This is a genomic window from Citrobacter sp. 50677481, from assembly GCF_001463265.1.
Classification (GTDB): domain Bacteria; phylum Pseudomonadota; class Gammaproteobacteria; order Enterobacterales; family Enterobacteriaceae; genus Citrobacter_A; species Citrobacter_A sedlakii.
Window position 1 is genome coordinate 70,205 of the sequence record NZ_LNHZ01000039.1, and the last position, 17,736, is coordinate 87,940.

The following is a 17,736-nucleotide window of genomic DNA, read 5'->3' on the forward strand; positions in this document are numbered from 1 at the left end:
ATATGTCGAAAAAAGAGGCGTAATTGCGATCTGATTCACTGTAGTTCATCTTAGTGCTGAATTTTTGCGCGCGATTTTTTACACTTTGTCAGGGATTGTTTTTACTGAGGCATCGATGGAACCTGTTCGCGACGTACGCAACCAGCTACTGAACGGCTGGCAGCTCTCTAAACTCTACACTTTCGAAGTGGCGGCCCGGCATCAGTCGTTTGCCCTGGCGGCCGACGAACTCTCGCTCACGCCGAGCGCCATCAGCCATCGCATTAACCAACTGGAAGAGGAACTGGGGATTCAGCTGTTCGTGCGGTCGCACCGTAAGGTTGAGCTGACCCATGAAGGCAAGCGGGTATTCTGGGCGCTGAAGTCATCACTGGATACGCTGAACCAGGAAATACTCGATATTAAGAATCAGGAACTGTCCGGGACCCTTACCGTCTATTCGCGACCATCCATTGCGCAATGCTGGCTGGTACCCGCGCTGGGCGACTTTACCCGACGTTATCCCTCCATTTCCCTGACAATCCTGACCGGAAACGACAACGTCAATTTACAGCGGGCCGGGGTTGACCTGGCGATCTACTTCGACGACGCACCGTCTGCACAGTTGGCGCACCATTTTTTAATGGATGAGGCCATTCTGCCGGTCTGCAGCCCGGACTATGCGCGCCGTTTCGCGTTGGAGGGACGGCTGGCAAATCTGCGTCACTGTACGCTGCTGCACGATCGTCAGGCGTGGAGCAACGATTCGGGAACCGACGAGTGGTACAGCTGGGCGCAGCATTTTGAGGTGAATTTGCCGCAATCGTCAGGGATTGGCTTCGATCGTTCGGATTTAGCGGTGATTGCCGCAATGAATCATATTGGCGTGGCGATGGGGCGTAAGCGGTTGGTGCAGAAACGTCTGGAGAGTGGTGAGCTGGTCGCCCCATTCGGTGAAATGGCCTTAACCTGTCATCAACATTATTACATGACAACGCTGCCCGGCAGGCAGTGGCCGAAAATCGAGGCGTTTATCGGCTGGTTACACGAACAGGCCGGACGCTAAACCCGGCCTGCCAGGGTTAAATGGCCTGTCCCTGATGCGACAGGCGGGACGCCAGCGGCAACCAGCAAAGTAAAATCAGCAGTCCCATCAAAGACATTAACAGACCGAGACTGCCTTGGCCGGTTTGCGGCAGCATCGCCGAAAGCCAGGCCAGCACGCCGGAGCCGATATTTTGCAGGCCGCCGACCAGTGCGCCCGCCGTCCCGGCGAGAAACGGAAACGGCTCCATTGCGCCGCTGGTCGCCAGCGGGAACAGCATTCCTGCGCCAAAGAAAAACAGCGCAGCGGGGATCAACAGCGTCCAGACATTCATCACGCCGAACCAGCCGGGGACCCACATCATCAGTCCCGCCATCAGACAGCTAATCACTGACTGCCACATCAGTGTGGAAAAGCGCTTATTCGGCCGACCGGCAAACCACGCGCCGAAAAACGCCGCCGGAATCGGCAGGATAAACAGAATGCTGACCACCATGCTGTTCAGGCCGAGTACGGCGCCCATCAGCACGCCGGAACAGGCTTCAAATACCGCAATCCCGGCCAGACCGCCAATCAGCATCAGCAGATAACAGTTAAATGCGCCGTTGCCGAACAGGGTTTTATAGCTGACGATAAGTCGCGTGCGTGGCGCATCCACCGGGCGCGTTTCCGGCATCCAGCGCGCCATGCTGAAGGTGACGCCCGCGCAAAGCACCAGCAGGAAAACGTAACAGGCGCGCCAGTTCCACATTGTATCCAGCAGGCCGCCGAGCAGGGGAGCCAGCAGCGGGCTGACCAGAATCCCCATATTCAGCAGACTGTTGGCGTGGCGCAGTTGCGTGCCTTCGTACAGGTCACGCGGCAGGGTACGCGCCATCACGCCGCCGACGCCGGTACCCATCCCCTGTAGCGCGCTGGCGGCAATGAGTACCGTCAGGCTATGGGTGGTAATGGCAACAAGGGTGGCGAGCATAAAAATGGACATCCCGACGAGGATCACCGGGCGACGGCCCACACGGTCAGACAGGGGACCATAGATCAGTTGCGACACACCGTAAGTCAGAAGATAGGCCGCCATTACGCTCTGAACGGCCCCTTCCCGGACGTTCAGATCCCGCGCCATATCGGCGATGGCGGGGATATAAATGGTTTGCGCCATCTGACCTACCGCCACAAGTAGTACCAACATCAACAACAAATTGACGCTTCTCTGCCTTTTCATTTCGCTGATTACTTTTCAAAAAGAGAAAAAATAAGAATAAGGTGCTGTGCATTCCCATAAATGCGAGTGAAATCTACCACACAAAACGCAGAAGGCCAGTGAGCAGGCAGGAATGAAAAACAGCTGAACGGCAGGAAATGTAAACAAATAGCGGCAATAAATGTTGCCGGAATGAATCAGGTTACATCGCTGTCGGATAAGGCGTAAGCGCCGCCACGCGACTGTCACACTTCACGACAGACGCAGTAAAATCGCCCCGGCGGCAATGCCTCCGGCGGCTACCAGCCGCAGTCCGGCGACTCGCTCTTTCAGCAGAAGCCAGGCGATCAGCGCGCCAAACAGAATGGAGGTTTCCCGCAGCGCGGCGACCACCGCCAGCGGCGCCTGGGTCATTGCCCACAGCGCCAGGCCATAGGAGCCCATGGTGCCGATACCGCCAAAAATCCCTTTTTTCCAGTGCTGTGCCAGATAGCGCGACGCTTCGCGACGCCGGGCAAGCATTGCCCAGCCGAGCAGACACGAACCGTTGAGGAAAAAGGTCCACAGCGTATAGCCCAGCGCGGTTTCCGACAGCCTGACGCCGGTACCGTCTACCAGCGTGTATCCGGCAATGAAACAGGCGTTAATCAGTGCGAGCACAATGCCCTGCTGCGAGCTGGCGCGACCGTTAAAAGCCATGCCGAGGATTGCCAGGCAGATCACCGCAATACCCGTCCACGCCAGTGACGACAGACTGTCCCCCAGAAACAACACGCTGATAACCGCGACCAGTAACGGCGCAGTGCCGCGCATCAGCGGGTAGGTTTGGCTCATGTCCGAAACCTGATACGTCCGCGCGACCAGCACGGTGTAAATGACCTGCAGGGCGGTTGAAGCGGCTAAAAACGGGATGCTGGCGCTTGAGGGCTGCGGCGCGAAAGGCAGGAAGATTAACGCCATAATGGCGGCCGATCCGCTGACGCTGATAGCGGCATACAGCTTATCGTTTCCGGCTTTCACGATGGCGTTCCAGCTGGCATGCAGCAGTGCGGCGAACAGCAAAATACAGAAAACGGAAAGGGTCATGGCTCAGGCATCGTCAGGGAGTGTCATAAAAACGTAACATAACCAGCGGACGCACGCATCTGGGGAAGCGCCATGTGAAAGGGGAGCGGTTGCCCGCTCCCCTTTGGTGCGACTTGAATCTGAATTACTTGTAATATTTCAGAACGGCATCAAGCAGTTGCATAACTGCAACAATGAGTTTCAGGATAAGAATGGTGATATCCACGAGGCTCATACGCGTCTCCTTATGGTAAAAGGAGCACGGTGCTGACGTGCCTTTCCGCCGCCTGTTGCCAGCACCTTCGTTGACATAACACAGTGTGCTCTCTGGGGGGGTTAAGGCGCTGACGGCACCACCCGTTTCAGCCAGGACTTCATTGCGCCGGTTAACGATGCGGCCCCACCTGACACACTGTGTACTGAGTTATTATAGATAAATACTGTATGGATGAACAGTAATTTATGGACAGATTTAATCTTCTGATCCATACTCAAAAACGTCAAAATTCGCGCCGAAATTGCGTGTTCCTCACAGAACGCGTATACTTTTGCTGTTGACATAACACAGTGTGCTTTGCGGTCACCAACCGCATTACGCTGAAAAAACCTCGCTCCGGCGGGGTTTTTTGTTTTTAGCGTTTTTTTCCTGAAACGTGATCGTTGACGCATTTTCAAGCAGATGAAATTTTTTCCATTGTCTCGCTTAAAAAGCTGTGCTTGTATAAATCCAGTTAATGAATAAACAGACAAGGCCCCTAATGACCCCTTTCATGCTGACTGCGACCCTACTAAACACTGCGCCATCTCGCGCAGCGGTCGTCGTGCGTGTGGTGGTGGTCGTCGGCAATGCGCCGTAGGGTCCGGAACAACACACGATTCCAAAACCCCGCCGGCGCAAACCGGGCGGGGTTTTTCGTTTAGAGACCTGCCCGGCGCCCCGGCCAAGAAAAAAGGACTGGAGCATGGCAAGTTCGGGCACAACAGCAACATCCACGCGTAAGCGCTTTACCGGCGCGGAATTTATCGTTCATTTTCTGGAGCGACAGGGTATTCAGATTGTCACCGGTATTCCAGGCGGGTCGATACTCCCCGTCTACGACGCCTTAAGCCAGAGCACGCAAATTCGTCATATTCTGGCGCGTCATGAGCAGGGAGCCGGTTTTATCGCCCAGGGCATGGCGCGCACCGACGGCAAACCCGCCGTTTGTATGGCCTGTAGCGGGCCTGGCGCAACCAACCTGGTGACCGCTATCGCCGATGCGCGTCTGGACTCTATCCCGCTGGTTTGCATCACCGGCCAGGTTCCGGCGTCGATGATTGGCACCGACGCCTTCCAGGAAGTCGACACCTACGGCATTTCTATCCCCATCACAAAACACAACTATCTGGTCAGACATATCGATGAATTACCGCAGGTGATGAGCGACGCCTTTCGCCTTGCTCAGTCAGGTCGTCCTGGCCCGGTGTGGATAGACATACCTAAGGACGTCCAGACCGCAGTTTTTGAGATCGACGCGATGCCGGTTCCGGCGGAGAAAATGGCGGCGCCAGCCTTTAGCGAGCAGAGCGTGCGCGACGCGGCGGCAATGATTAACGCGGCGAAGCGTCCGGTGCTGTATCTCGGCGGCGGCGTGATTAACGCCCCTGAGCGGGTACGCCAACTGGCGGAAAAAGCGCAGTTGCCGACCACCATGACGCTGATGGCGCTGGGCATGTTGCCGAAGGCGCATCCGTTGTCGCTGGGTATGCTGGGGATGCACGGCGCGCGCAGTACCAACTACATCCTGCAGGAGGCCGATCTGCTGGTGGTGCTGGGCGCGCGTTTTGATGACCGGGCGATTGGCAAAACCGAACAGTTCTGCCCGAACGCCAGAATTATTCACGTGGATATCGACCGCGCCGAGCTGGGCAAAATCAAGCAGCCGCACGTGGCTATTCAGGCGGACGTGGACGAGGTGCTGACACAGTTAATTCCGCAGATTGAGGCGCAGCCGCGCACGGAGTGGCATCAGTTGGTGCGCGATCTGCAGCGCGAGTTCCCGTGTACCATTCCGCAGGAAAGCGATCCGCTCAGCCACTACGGGTTGATTAACGCCGTAGCCGCCTGCGTGGATGACAACGCGATTATTACCACCGACGTGGGGCAGCACCAGATGTGGGCGGCGCAGGCCTATCCGCTGAACCGTCCGCGCCAGTGGCTGACCTCCGGCGGTCTGGGCACCATGGGCTTTGGCCTGCCCGCGGCGATTGGCGCGGCGCTGGCGAACCCGGACAAAAAAGTGCTGTGCTTCTCCGGCGACGGTAGCCTGATGATGAACATTCAGGAGATGGCGACCGCCAGCGAAAACCAACTGGATGTGAAAATCATCCTGATGAATAACGAAGCGCTGGGGCTGGTGCATCAGCAGCAGAGCCTGTTTTACAAGCAGGGTGTGTTTGCCGCCACTTATCCGGGAATGATTAACTTTATGCAGATTGCCGCCGGGTTTGGTCTGGAAACCTGCGATTTAAATAACGAAGCCGACCCGCAGGCGGCGCTGCAGGCGATTATCAGCCGTCCGGGTCCGGCGCTGATCCACGTGCGTATTGATGCAGAAGAAAAAGTGTATCCGATGGTACCGCCGGGCGCGGCCAATACTGAGATGGTGGGGGAATAAGCCATGCAGAAACAATCACATGAAAACGTTATTCTGGAACTCACCGTCCGTAACCATCCCGGCGTCATGACGCACGTCTGTGGGTTGTTCGCCCGTCGCGCGTTTAACGTGGAAGGGATCCTCTGCCTGCCGATTCAGGGCAGCGATCAAAGCCGCATCTGGCTACTGGTGAACGATGATCAACGTCTTGAGCAGATGATCGCCCAGATCGACAAGCTAGAAGATGTGGCGAAAGTGGTGCGCAACCAGTCCGATCCCACCATGTTTAACAAAATTGCGGTATTCTTCGAATAAATCGCTCATTGCTTGAACACCCGCGCGCTTATCGTTAAGGTAAGCGCGTTTTTTTATCCGCCCGCCAGGAACGCGCTATGACCACCATCGCCCTTATCGACGACCATCTTATCGTCCGCTCTGGATTCGCCCAGCTTCTGAACCTTGAGCCTGATTTTCAGGTGGTGGCTGAGTTTGGTTCCGGGCGTGAGGCGCTTGCTGGCCTGCCGGGGCGCGGCGTGCAGGTGTGTATCTGCGACATCTCAATGCCCGACGTTTCCGGGCTGGCGTTGCTGAGTCAACTGCCAAAAGGCATGGCGACCATCATGCTTTCGGTACATGACAGCCCGGCGCTGGTGGAGCAGGCGCTAAACGCCGGCGCACGGGGGTTTCTTTCCAAACGTTGCAGCCCGGACGAGCTGATTGCCGCTGTGCATACGGTTGCGACCGGCGGCTGCTATCTGACCCCGGATATCGCCATCAAGCTGGCTGCGGGCAGGCAGGATCCGCTGACAAAACGCGAGCGTCAGGTGGCGGAAAAACTGGCGCAAGGGATGGCGGTCAAAGAGATTGCCGCCGAGCTGGGCCTCTCGCCTAAAACGGTGCACGTGCATCGCGCGAATCTGATGGAAAAACTGGGCGTCAACAATGACGTTGAGCTGGCGCGCAGAATGTTTGACGGCTGGCAATGAACACGCTTCTTTCCCGATTTATCACTGTAATTGCCTGCTTTTTTATCTTCTCCGCCGCCTGGTTTTGCTTGTGGAGCATCAGCCTGCATCTGGTAGAGCGCCCTGAGCTGGCGGTGCTGCTGTTCCCCTTCGGCCTGCGCCTGGGGTTGATGTTGCAATGCCCGCGCGGCTACTGGCCGGTGCTGCTGGGCGCAGAGTGGCTGCTGGTTCTCTGGCTGGCGCAGGAAGTGGCGCTGGCGCACCCGATATTATTGATGATCGGCAGTGCGCTAACGCTGATACCGGTGGCGCTGATCTCCCGTTACCGTCACCAGCGCGACTGGCGCACATTGTTGCTACAGGGGGCCGCTCTCACCGCAGCGGCGCTGTTGCAGTCCTTGCCCTGGCTTGGGCAGGGAGAGCAGGCGTGGAACGCCCTGCTGCTGACGCTCACCGGCGGCTTAACGCTGGCCCCCATCTGTCTGGTGTTCTGGCATTATCTCACCAGCGCCATCTGGCTGCCGCTTGGTCCGGCGCTGGTTTCGCAGCCGGTAAACTGGCGCGCCCGGCATCTCATCTGGTATCTGCTGCTGTTTGTGGTCAGCCTGTGGCTACAGCTTGGTCTGCCCGCTGAATTATCGCGCTTCACGCCGTTTTGTCTGGCGCTGCCGATCATCGCGCTCGCCTGGCACTACGGCTGGCAGGGAGCGCTGATTGCGACGCTGATGAACGCCATCGCGCTGATCGCCAGCCAGACCTGGCACGATCATCCGGTGGATTTACTGCTTTCACTGCTGGCGCAAAGCCTCACCGGACTGCTGCTTGGCGCAGGGATCCAACGCTTGCGCGAGCTGAACCAGTCGCTGCAAAACGAACTGGCGCGCAACCACCGTCTGGCGGAACGGCTGCTGGAAACTGAAGAGAGCGTCCGCCGGGAGGTGGCGCGCGAGCTGCATGATGACATCGGTCAGACCGTTACCGCCATCCGCACCCAGGCCGGTATCGTTCAGCGACTGGCGGGAGATAACGGCGGCGCGAAGCAGAGCGGGCAGTTGATCGAACAGCTGTCGCTCGGCGTGTACGATTCGGTACGTTGTCTGCTGGGGCGCCTGCGCCCGCGTCAGTTGGACGATCTTACGCTTGAACAGGCCATACGTTCTTTGATGCGTGAAATGGAGCTGGAAAGCCGCGGCATCATCAGCCATCTCGACTGGCGGATAGACGAGTCTGCGCTCAGCGAAAGCCAGCGGGTGACGCTGTTCCGCGTCTGTCAGGAAGGGCTGAACAATATCGTCAAACATGCCAGCGCCAGCGCGGTCACGATACAGGGCTGGCAGCAGGACGAGCGCCTGATGCTGGTGATTGAAGATGACGGCTGCGGCCTGCCGCCGGGCTCCGGTCAGCAGGGATTTGGCCTGACTGGTATGCGGGAACGCGTGACGGCGCTCGGCGGTTCGCTCTCTATTTCCTGTACTCACGGCACGCGCGTCAGCGTTTCGTTGCCGCAGCGTTATGCCTAAGGAGCGGCGATGTTTCAGTTTTTAAAGGCCCCGGCCAGCGCGCCGTTGATGACCGATAAACAGGAAATTGATGCCCGCTACCGCTACTGGCGACGGCATATTCTGTTAACCATCTGGCTTGGCTATGCGCTGTTTTATTTTACCCGTAAGAGCTTCAATGCCGCCGTGCCGGAGATCCTCGCCAGCGGCGTGCTGACCCGCAGCGATATCGGTCTGCTGGCGACGCTGTTTTATATCACCTACGGTCTGTCGAAGTTTGTGTCGGGTGTCGTCAGCGACCACTCGAACGCGAGATACTTTATGGGGGCAGGACTTATTGCCACTGGCGTGGTGAATATTCTTTTCGGCTTTTCCTCCTCGCTGTGGGCGTTTGCGCTACTGTGGGCGCTGAACGCCTTTTTCCAGGGATGGGGCGCGCCGGTGTGCGCGCGTTTGCTCACCGCCTGGTACTCGCGCAACGAGCGCGGCGGCTGGTGGGCTATCTGGAATACCGCACACAACGTCGGCGGCGCGCTGATCCCCATCGTGATGGCCGCTACCGCGCTGCACTACGGTTGGCGGGCGGGGATGATGATTGCCGGAACGTTGGCGATTGCCGTCGGCATTGTGCTGTGCTGGCGGCTGCGCGACCGCCCCCAGGCCGTGGGTCTACCGCCCGTGGGCGACTGGCGGCACGATGCGCTGGAGATTGCCCAGCAACAGGAGGGCGCAGGCCTTAACCGTAAAGCGATCCTCACCAAATACGTGCTGCTTAACCCGTACATCTGGCTGCTGTCGCTCTGTTATGTGCTGGTGTACGTGGTGCGCGCGGCCATCAACGACTGGGGCAACCTGTATATGTCTGAGACGCTGGATGTGGATCTGGTGACCGCCAACTCGGCGGTGACCATGTTCGAGCTGGGCGGATTTATCGGCGCGCTGGTGGCGGGCTGGGGCTCGGACAAACTGTTCAACGGCAACCGCGGCCCGATGAACCTCATTTTTGCTGCCGGGATCCTGCTTTCCGTCGGCTCGCTGTGGCTGATGCCGTTCGCCAGCTACGTGATGCAGGCGGCGTGCTTCTTCACCACCGGCTTCTTCGTGTTCGGCCCGCAGATGCTGATCGGCATGGCGGCGGCGGAGTGTTCGCACAAAGAGGCGGCAGGGGCGGCGACAGGCTTTGTCGGCCTGTTCGCCTACCTGGGGGCGTCGCTCTCCGGCTGGCCGCTGGCGCAGGTGCTGGAGATCTGGCACTGGACGGGATTCTTTGTGGTGATTAGCGTGGCATCAGGCATTTCTGCACTCTTGCTGCTGCCATTTTTAAACGCACAGGCGCCGCGCATGGTCAGCGAAGCGTGATGTACCTCACCTTTTCACCGCAAACGGGACAAAACTAAGACATTTTCCCGGTTTTACCTGGACGCTGTCTCAGGCTCAATTCCCGGCTGATTTTTACAATGCCTGCCATTCGCAGGTAAAAAATTAGCTCGGGAGAGATCTATGCTGGCCTTTCTGAATCAGGTGCGCAAGCCGACCCTGGATCTGCCGCTCGATGTGCGGCGTAAGATGTGGTTCAAACCGTTCATGCAGTCTTATCTGGTGGTCTTTATCGGCTACCTGACCATGTACCTGATCCGCAAAAACTTTAACATCGCCCAGAACGACATGATCTCGACCTACGGGCTGAGCATGACGCAACTGGGGATGATTGGCCTTGGCTTCTCCATCACCTATGGGGTGGGGAAAACGCTGGTTTCTTATTATGCTGACGGTAAGAATACCAAGCAGTTCCTGCCGTTTATGCTGATCCTCTCGGCGATCTGTATGCTCGGCTTCAGCGCCAGCATGGGCGCAGGCTCTGTCAGCCTGTTCCTGATGATCGCCTTCTACGCCCTGAGCGGTTTCTTCCAGAGTACCGGCGGGTCGTGCAGCTACTCCACCATTACCAAATGGACCCCGCGGCGCAAGCGCGGCACCTTCCTTGGCTTCTGGAACATCTCTCATAACCTCGGCGGCGCGGGCGCGGCTGGCGTGGCGCTGTTCGGCGCGAACGTCCTGTTCGACGGCCACGTGATCGGTATGTTTATCTTTCCGTCGGTTATCGCCCTGATTGTCGGCTTTATCGGCCTGCGCTTCGGCAGCGACTCCCCGGAATCTTACGGTCTCGGCAAAGCCGAAGAGCTGTTCGGCGAGGAGATCAGCGAAGAGGACAAAGAGACCGAAGAGAACGAGATGTCCAAATGGCAGATCTTTGTTGAATACGTGCTGAAAAACAAAGTGATCTGGCTGCTGTGCTTCTCGAATATCTTCCTGTACGTCGTGCGCATCGGCATCGACCAGTGGTCAACCGTGTATGCTTTCCAGGAGCTGAAGCTCTCGAAAGAGGTGGCGATTCAGGGCTTTACCCTGTTCGAAGTGGGCGCGCTGGTCGGCACGCTGCTGTGGGGCTGGCTCTCCGATCTCGCCAACGGCCGTCGCGCGCTGGTGGCGTGTATCGCGCTGGCGCTGATTATCGCCACGCTCGGCGTATACCAGCACGCCAGCAACCAGTATGTCTACCTGGCGTCCCTGTTTGCGCTCGGCTTCCTCGTCTTTGGCCCGCAGCTGCTGATCGGCGTGGCGGCGGTTGGCTTCGTACCGAAAAAAGCGATCGGCGCCGCCGATGGGATCAAAGGCACCTTCGCCTACCTGATCGGCGACAGCTTCGCCAAGCTGGGCCTGGGGATGATCGCCGACGGCACGCCGATTTTCGGCCTCACCGGCTGGGCGGGCACCTTCGCGGCGCTGGATGCGGCAGCGATTGGCTGTATCGTCCTGATGGCGATGGTGGCGGTGCTGGAAGAACGTAAGATCCGCCGCGAGAACCGTGCCCAGAAATTAAAAGTAGCCTGAGTGTGCAGGTAACTTCTTTGCCCGGTGTGTGATGCCGGGCTTTTTTGTTCTGAACTTCACTCTTTACCCCGCTTTACACACCCGCTCCGTCTGATGCTCTACAGTGTTATTTTGCTGCCGCCTTTCGCGCAGCCTTTGACTTTTATTTCCTGGAGAGCTTGCATGATGTCCCGACGATTATCCTGTCTGGCGCTGTTGATGGCGCTGGCAACTCCCGCAATGGCTGCGGATGCCCCCACATACGGCGAGAAGCTGGAAGGTTTCGACTACGGCTGGCCGGTTCAGCACTTTACCTTTACCTCGCAGAATCAGTCCCTGGATATGGCTTATCTGGACGTGAAGCCGGAAAAACCCAACGGCCGTACCGTGGTGCTGATGCACGGCAAAAACTTCTGTGCCGGAACGTGGGATGGCACGATCCGCGCGCTCTCAGCCAGCGGGTATCGCGTGGTGGCACCTGACCAGGTCGGCTTCTGTAAATCCACCAAGCCGGAGAGCTATCAGTACACCTTCCAGCAGCTGGCGGATAACACCCATGCGCTACTGGAGAAGCTGGGCGTTGAACGGGCGACGGTGATCGGGCATTCCACCGGCGGCATGCTGGCGACCCGCTACGCGCTGATGTGGCCGCAGCAGGTGGAGCAGCTGGTGATGGTCAACCCGATAGGCCTGGAGGACTGGAAAGCGCGCGGCGTGCCGCACATTACGGTCGACCAGTGGTACCAGCGCGAGCTGAAGGTCAGCGCCGACGGCATTCGTCAGTACGAGAAAAATACCTACTATGCCGGAGAGTGGAAGCCGGAGTACGAGCGTTGGGTGACCATGCTCGCCGGGCTGAACAACGGGCCGGGCAAAGAACGTGTGGCCTGGAACTCGGCGCTGCTCTACGACATGATCTACACCCAGCCGGTGATCTACGAATTTAGCGAACTCAACATGCCGGTATTATTGATGATCGGCACCAGGGACAACACCGCCATCGGGAAAGACCTCGCCCCGCCGGAGATCCGCAAAACGCTCGGCAACTATGCGGTGCTGGGAAAGGAGACGGCGAAGCGCATCCCGCACGCGACGCTGGTGGAATTTAACGACATGGGCCATGCGCCGCAGATGCAGGACCCCGCGCGCTTCCACGAGGCGCTGCTTAAGGGGCTTCAGGCTCGCTGACTGGTTTGCAGTAACAGCCCGCGCAGCCACGCCTGCGCGGGATTGCGGTGCGTTCTGCCGTGCCAGGCCATGCTTTTGGTAAAGCCAGGCACGGGAACTGGCGTCTCGCAGACGAACATCCCCGTCTGATTTTCCGCGATGCGTGACGGCACGACGGCAATCATATCGCTGAAGGCCAGCACGTCCGGCAGGACTAAAAAGTGGCTTACCGAGAGTCCCACGTGCCGCGTCCGGCCAATTTTCTCCAGCGCGCTATCGGTTACCCCGCGAAAGCCGTCTCCCTCGTAAGAGACCAGCACATGCTCAAGGGCGCAAAATCGGTCTACCGTCATTGGCTCTCCGGCGTTTGGATGATCGGCGCGCATCATGCATACGTACCGTTCATCATAAAGCGCACGGCTGTGAAGCTCCTCGGGCGTGGTGTGGGGGGTGATAAGCGCTACGTCAATATCGCCCTGCTCAAGCTGGCTGACAAGGCTGCCGGGGGTAACGGGCACCACGCGCACGCGGATGCCAGGCGCCTGTGCCTTAAGGGCGGCGATAAACGGCACAACAACCGCGCGCAGGGCGTAATCCGTAGCGGCAAGAGTGAAGGTGAGGCGAGCGGTATTAGGGTCAAAGGCAACGGGCTGAAGCAGTACGTCGATATCCGCGAGAATGCGCTTCACCGGAGCGGCCAGCGCTTCCGCGCGCGTGGTTGGCACCATGCCGTGCGGGGCGCGGATAAAGAGCGGATCGTCGAAGTAGTCCCGCAGGCGGTTGAGCATGCCGCTGACCGCAGGTTGGGTCAGAGCAAGACGCGCCGCCGCGCGGGTGACGTTGCGCTCGTCCAGCAGAGCGTCGAGCGTTTTCAGCAGGTTAAGATCCAGCGTGCGCAGATCCGCTTTCATGGCGATTTTCCACCTCTTTTCCGTTCACTATTATGGCGCTGCCCGCTGTCGACGCATTGCGTTTCCCGCTATGATGGGCGGCTAGTCTAAGGAGAACGCATGGTCTGGATAATGCTGGCAACGCTTGCCGTGGTGTTTGTGGTTGGGTTTCGCGTCCTGACTTCCGATTCCCGCCGCGCCATCAAACGTTTAAGCGAGCGTCTGGGAGTCACCCCGATGCCGGTCGAGTCGATGATTGACCAGTTCGGCAAAACGCCGGGCAATGAGTTTATCCACTACCTCGAGCGCCCCGACGAGGCGCACCTGCAAAATGCCGCCCAGGTGCTGCTGATCTGGCAGGTCTGCATCGTCGACGGTAGCGAAGAGAATCTGCATTCCTGGCACCGCATGCTGCGTAAAGCCCGTCTGGCCGCGCCGATCACCGATGCGCAAATCCGCCTCGCGCTCGGCTTCATGCGCGAGATAGAACCCGATCCGCAGGAGCTTAACGCCTTCCAGCTGCGCTATAACCAGCTTTTCCTCCCGGAAGAGGGCGTGTTTTATCTTCACTGATATCACGAAACGTGATGAAGAGTATAAAGCATCGTCATTAGATTTATATCTGCCACAGGCGCACCATCACCTCATCCACTCGCTGATGAGGTGAACCATGAAACAATCCGCCATTATCTGGCCGAACGACTACCTGCCAGGCACCACCGATAACTTTGCATCCAACGAAATCATCGTCGCCGGGCTGAGCGCAAAAGAGATTTGGGCGCAGCTTAACGACACAACCCTGTGGCCGAACTACTACAGCAACGCCGAAGATATCCGTTTTCACGACGGCAGCGGTCCGGAACTGAGCGCCAACGCTCGCTTTCGCTTCACGACCTTTGGCTTCCCGGTTGAGGCGCAGGTCACGGAGTATGTTCCACCCGTGGACGGTGAAGCCGCCCGGATCGCATGGCACGGCTGGGTGGAAGGGGATGAGAAGGCGCGTCTGGATGTGATCCACGCCTGGCTGTTTGAAGACTTGCCGGGAAACCGCGTCCGTATTCTGACTCAGGAGTCGCAAAAAGGCGTTCCTGCCCAGGAACTTGCTCGCACCGTGCCGAATCCGATGATTAACGGGCACCAGGAATGGATCGTCGGGCTGGCAAAGGCGGCGATGCAAGAAAAGTTGTCTAAACGTTAAATCCGTCACACTTTTGATGATAAACTGCGCGACTTTTCCGCACGTTTTTATCTCAGGTGATGCCATGACAGAACATATCCAGCCCACAATTCCACCGCAGGCCAAAGCGGTTTCGCGCCCAAACTGGTCTGCGGTCTTTGCCGTGGCGTTTTGTGTAGCCTGCCTGATTACCGTTGAGTTTCTGCCGGTTAGCCTGCTGACGCCGATGGCGCAGGATCTGGGCATCACCGAAGGCGTAGCCGGGCAGTCGGTGACGGTGACGGCGTTTGTCGCGATGTTCGCCAGCCTGTTTATCACCCAGATCATTCAGGCCACCGATCGCCGTTACGTGGTGATCCTGTTTTCTGTGCTGTTGACGCTCTCCTGCCTGCTGGTCTCTTTTGCGCATTCCTTTACGCTGCTGCTGGTGGGGCGTGCCTGCCTTGGGCTGGCGCTCGGTGGATTCTGGGCGATGTCGGCGTCGTTGACGATGCGGTTGGTGCCGCCGAGAACGGTGCCGAAGGCGCTGTCGGTAATTTTTGGCGCGGTCTCCATCGCGCTGGTGATCGCCGCTCCGTTGGGCAGCTTTTTGGGTGGGATTATCGGTTGGCGCAACGTCTTTAACGCTGCGGCAGTGATGGGCCTCCTGTGCATCGTCTGGATTGTAAAATCGCTGCCATCGCTGCCCGGCGAGCCGTCACATCAGAAGCAGAATATGTTCAGCTTGCTCAATCGCCCAGGGGTGATGGCCGGGATGATCGCCATTTTTATGTCCTTTGCCGGACAGTTCGCGTTCTTCACCTATATTCGCCCGGTGTATATGAATCTGGCGGGATTTGATGTCGATGGCCTGACGCTGGTCTTGCTGAGCTTCGGGATTGCCAGCTTTGTCGGTACTTCGCTCTCGTCCGTTATCCTCAAACGCTCGGTGAAACTGGCGCTGGCCGGTGCGCCGCTGGTACTGGCGGTGAGCGCGCTGGTGCTGACCCTGTGGGGGGGCGATAAGACGGTGGCGGCAGTCATTGCGGTTATCTGGGGACTGGCGTTTGCGCTGGTGCCGGTGGGCTGGTCGACATGGATCACCCGTTCGCTTGCCGATCAGGCAGAAAAGGCTGGATCCGTTCAGGTCGCCGTGATCCAGCTTGCCAATACCTGCGGGGCTGCGGTGGGAGGTTATGCACTCGATAACCTCGGCCTGCTGTCGCCCCTGATGCTTTCCGGCAGCCTGATGCTGCTGACGGCGCTTCTGGTGGCAGCGAAAGTGCGCATAAAGGATATGCAATGATCGCCTGAGCCGTTTTCTGAAAAGAGCTGGCCTACCTGCAGGTAGGCCAGCTACATCCACATACTGCCGTCAGAACCACGCTTCCCACATCGCGCCAATGTTGAAATCATCCAGGGTTTCGTCATCCGTACCGTTCACTCGCGCGGTGCGGTCGTTTTCCACCTTGCCGCCCGTCACATAGAAGCGCAGCATCGGACGGAACTCCGGCCCCATCGCGATCGACATGTTCTGTGACAGAGTCAGCTTCCAGCCTGAGTTATCGCCGCCGGTGTCATAATCGACACGCTGATAACCCGCCTCCAGCCAGGTAGAGTGGACGTCGTTCCAGAAGTACATTGGACGCACGATCGCGCCATAGTTCTTACGGTTTTCACTCTGATCGGAACTGTTGTCGTAGTCATGGAACGCCAGCAGATACTCCACCTGCGCCTGCTGCGTGAATTTGTGGCTACCTTCGAAGCTGGCGTAAACGGTGGTCAGATCGTCGGTTTTGTTGTAAACGCTGTTATCTGAGTTGTCGGAATAGCGGGCGATCACTTTGTTCACGCCGCTGTCGTTAGTATGGCTGACCACAAACGCGCCTTGCCAGGCTTTCAGGCGCTCTTCGCTGTCGACGGCTTTCGAGTCAAAGCCGTAGTTGGCGTAGATTTCCAGATCCAGCGGGCCGAGCTTCATGCCGTGAATTTTCGAGGTCACTGCATAATTGCCCTTATCGCCAGTGCCGGAGCCGCCGGTACAGGTAATGCGCGACGGGTTCGCTTCGTCTTCCATGACTTCCGGGCTGCACGACTCCACCGCGGCCACGGTCGCCACGTCAAACTGGACGCCGCCAATGTCGACGTTTTTCACCCCGGCGCCCTGACCGTCGTGGTTCATCCAGAAATAGTCGTTGATACCCTGTTGTGGACGCTGGTGGAAGTCGCGGCCCGCCCAAATGTAAACGTTCGGGTTAGAGGCCAGCACGTTCGTCACGCCCGCGTAGGCTTTTTTGAGGTTTACCTCATCGCCCCAGTGGTCGATCATTACGTTAATATCCCAGATGGCGCCGTTATCGCTTTTGAAGGCTTTCGACAGTTGGAATTCCCCGCCGTTGCTTTCATTACCCAGACGACCAATCGCCGACGCGCCGTTATAGGAACCGTCGACGCCGACATATTTCTGATCGCCGCTCTGGAAGTGCGCCCCGTAGCGCGCGTAGCCGCTAAATTTCACGCCAAAGGGGATGGCCATATCCGGAGACTGGGCGGCGCTTTGCGGTTCGTTAATGACATCGGCTTTCTGCGCTATCGCGGCGTCCATTTTCGCCTGCCGCTCCGCCAGCGCTTTATCCACGGCTTTAGCGACGATAGCGTCGATCTGTTCCTGAGTAAATTCCTGTGCGAGCGCAGATATGGGACACAGCGCGGCCATGACCGCCAGCGTTACTGGAAGTTTTTTTATCATGTTCATGGTTATCTCATCGGCACTTTATCCTTCAGACTGCTTTCGCATTCTGAACAGATGTGACCATTAATTTATTTTAAGATAATAACCATCCCGTCTCGGTTTAATTGCTATCACCAAAACAAGTTGATCTGTTTTTTATATAAAGGGTACAGAAAACGTTTATTTAATCGTGGTGTCGTCTCCGTGTATTATTTAAATGAATTTAGCGTTGATAGAGATGAATAATTTCCTCTGATAGCTCGCGGGCTAGCAGCGACGTCATTAAATGATCCTGCGCATGCACCATAATTAATGTCATCGGTTGCCGGGCTTCCCCGGCATCCTGTTCGATCAATTTGGTTTGCATGTGGTGAGCCTGACGCGCATAGCCGTCAGCCTCACGAAGCAGGCTTTTCGCTTCGTCAATGTTGCCAGCACGCGCGGCGTGCAGCGCCTCAAAGCAGAGGCTGCGTGACTGTCCGGCATTGACGATGATTTCCATTACCGCTTCTTCTAATGCAATCATGATGT

18 protein-coding genes are annotated in these 17,736 nt (G+C 57.8%); 12 read left to right on the forward strand and 6 right to left on the reverse strand.

Annotated elements, in window-relative coordinates; genetic code table 11:
- Window positions 1-115 precede the first annotated feature (115 nt).
- Window positions 116-1,045, forward strand: coding sequence for a DNA-binding transcriptional regulator DsdC (gene dsdC, locus APU02_RS10060; protein ID WP_042287184.1), 930 nt, complete (start codon window positions 116-118; stop codon window positions 1,043-1,045).
- A 16-nt stretch (window positions 1,046-1,061) separates the two neighbouring features.
- Here dsdC and emrD read toward each other — a convergent pair whose 3' ends face one another.
- The 3 genes from emrD to tisB all read right to left on the reverse strand — a co-directional run bounded on the left by emrD (window position 1,062) and on the right by tisB (window position 3,525).
- Entirely contained in the window at window positions 1,062-2,246 is a 1,185-nt protein-coding gene (gene emrD / locus APU02_RS10065) for a multidrug efflux MFS transporter EmrD (RefSeq protein ID WP_060569978.1), read from the reverse strand.
- 231 nt (window positions 2,247-2,477) lie between these two features.
- Window positions 2,478-3,311 carry a DMT family transporter gene (locus APU02_RS10070; RefSeq protein ID WP_060569979.1) on the reverse strand — a complete coding sequence of 278 codons (834 nt, stop codon included), beginning with the start codon at window positions 3,309-3,311 and terminating at the stop codon, window positions 2,478-2,480.
- Window positions 3,312-3,435: 124 nt separating this feature from the next.
- Window positions 3,436-3,525 carry a type I toxin-antitoxin system toxin TisB gene (gene tisB, locus APU02_RS10075; RefSeq protein WP_042287176.1) on the reverse strand — a complete coding sequence of 30 codons (90 nt, stop codon included), beginning with the start codon at window positions 3,523-3,525 and terminating at the stop codon, window positions 3,436-3,438.
- Window positions 3,526-4,048: 523 nt separating this feature from the next.
- On the opposite strand from tisB, the gene ivbL reads away from it, so the two are divergent.
- The 8 genes from ivbL to APU02_RS10115 all read left to right on the forward strand — a co-directional run bounded on the left by ivbL (window position 4,049) and on the right by APU02_RS10115 (window position 12,449).
- Window positions 4,049-4,147: an ilvB operon leader peptide IvbL gene (ivbL, locus tag APU02_RS10080; protein ID WP_042287173.1), complete on the forward strand. Its 99-nt coding sequence runs from the start codon at window positions 4,049-4,051 to the stop codon at window positions 4,145-4,147.
- A gap of 105 nt (window positions 4,148-4,252) precedes the next feature.
- Entirely contained in the window at window positions 4,253-5,947 is a 1,695-nt protein-coding gene (gene ilvB / locus APU02_RS10085) for an acetolactate synthase large subunit (RefSeq protein WP_060569980.1), read from the forward strand.
- 3 nt (window positions 5,948-5,950) lie between these two features.
- Window positions 5,951-6,241, forward strand: coding sequence for an acetolactate synthase small subunit (ilvN, locus tag APU02_RS10090; protein ID WP_012908032.1), 291 nt, complete (start codon window positions 5,951-5,953; stop codon window positions 6,239-6,241).
- A 77-nt stretch (window positions 6,242-6,318) separates the two neighbouring features.
- Window positions 6,319-6,912 (forward strand): transcriptional regulator UhpA, encoded by a 594-nt coding sequence (gene uhpA / locus APU02_RS10095; protein WP_042287167.1) that lies wholly within the window; start codon window positions 6,319-6,321, stop codon window positions 6,910-6,912.
- On the forward strand, window positions 6,909-8,411 hold the full coding sequence (gene uhpB / locus APU02_RS10100) for a signal transduction histidine-protein kinase/phosphatase UhpB (protein ID WP_060569981.1): 1,503 nt from the start codon (window positions 6,909-6,911) through the stop codon (window positions 8,409-8,411). The genes uhpA and uhpB overlap by 4 nt, the downstream gene beginning before the upstream one ends.
- Before the next feature lie 9 nt (window positions 8,412-8,420).
- Window positions 8,421-9,749, forward strand: coding sequence for an MFS transporter (locus APU02_RS10105; RefSeq protein ID WP_060569982.1), 1,329 nt, complete (start codon window positions 8,421-8,423; stop codon window positions 9,747-9,749).
- 141 nt (window positions 9,750-9,890) lie between these two features.
- On the forward strand, window positions 9,891-11,282 hold the full coding sequence (gene uhpT / locus APU02_RS10110) for a hexose-6-phosphate:phosphate antiporter (RefSeq protein ID WP_060569983.1): 1,392 nt from the start codon (window positions 9,891-9,893) through the stop codon (window positions 11,280-11,282).
- Window positions 11,283-11,444: 162 nt separating this feature from the next.
- Entirely contained in the window at window positions 11,445-12,449 is a 1,005-nt protein-coding gene (locus APU02_RS10115) for an alpha/beta hydrolase (protein ID WP_082636812.1), read from the forward strand.
- On the opposite strand, the gene APU02_RS10120 is transcribed toward APU02_RS10115, so the two are convergent.
- On the reverse strand, window positions 12,437-13,339 hold the full coding sequence (locus APU02_RS10120; RefSeq protein ID WP_060569984.1) for a LysR family transcriptional regulator: 903 nt from the start codon (window positions 13,337-13,339) through the stop codon (window positions 12,437-12,439). The two genes, APU02_RS10115 and APU02_RS10120, sit on opposite strands and share 13 nt — an antisense overlap.
- Before the next feature lie 99 nt (window positions 13,340-13,438).
- Here APU02_RS10120 and APU02_RS10125 point away from each other — a divergent pair, with 99 nt between their 5' ends.
- From APU02_RS10125 to nepI, 3 genes are all read left to right on the forward strand, one after another.
- Complete coding sequence (locus APU02_RS10125) at window positions 13,439-13,891, forward strand: DUF1198 domain-containing protein (RefSeq protein ID WP_042287154.1); 453 nt, start codon at window positions 13,439-13,441, stop codon at window positions 13,889-13,891.
- A 97-nt stretch (window positions 13,892-13,988) separates the two neighbouring features.
- Window positions 13,989-14,516: an SRPBCC domain-containing protein gene (locus tag APU02_RS10130; protein ID WP_060569985.1), complete on the forward strand. Its 528-nt coding sequence runs from the start codon at window positions 13,989-13,991 to the stop codon at window positions 14,514-14,516.
- Between the two features lie 64 nt (window positions 14,517-14,580).
- Entirely contained in the window at window positions 14,581-15,780 is a 1,200-nt protein-coding gene (nepI, locus tag APU02_RS10135; RefSeq protein ID WP_060569986.1) for a purine ribonucleoside efflux pump NepI, read from the forward strand.
- A gap of 69 nt (window positions 15,781-15,849) precedes the next feature.
- Here the strand turns inward: nepI and APU02_RS10140 are convergent, their stop codons facing one another.
- Together APU02_RS10140 and APU02_RS10145 are read right to left on the reverse strand one after the other, a co-directional pair.
- The gene (locus tag APU02_RS10140) at window positions 15,850-17,229 is read right to left on the reverse strand and encodes a carbohydrate porin (protein WP_060569987.1); all 1,380 of its coding nucleotides are present in this window, start codon (window positions 17,227-17,229) and stop codon (window positions 15,850-15,852) included.
- A 199-nt stretch (window positions 17,230-17,428) separates the two neighbouring features.
- Entirely contained in the window at window positions 17,429-17,731 is a 303-nt protein-coding gene (locus APU02_RS10145; RefSeq protein WP_008786514.1) for a PTS lactose/cellobiose transporter subunit IIA, read from the reverse strand.
- Between the last annotated feature and the right edge of the window lie 5 nt (window positions 17,732-17,736).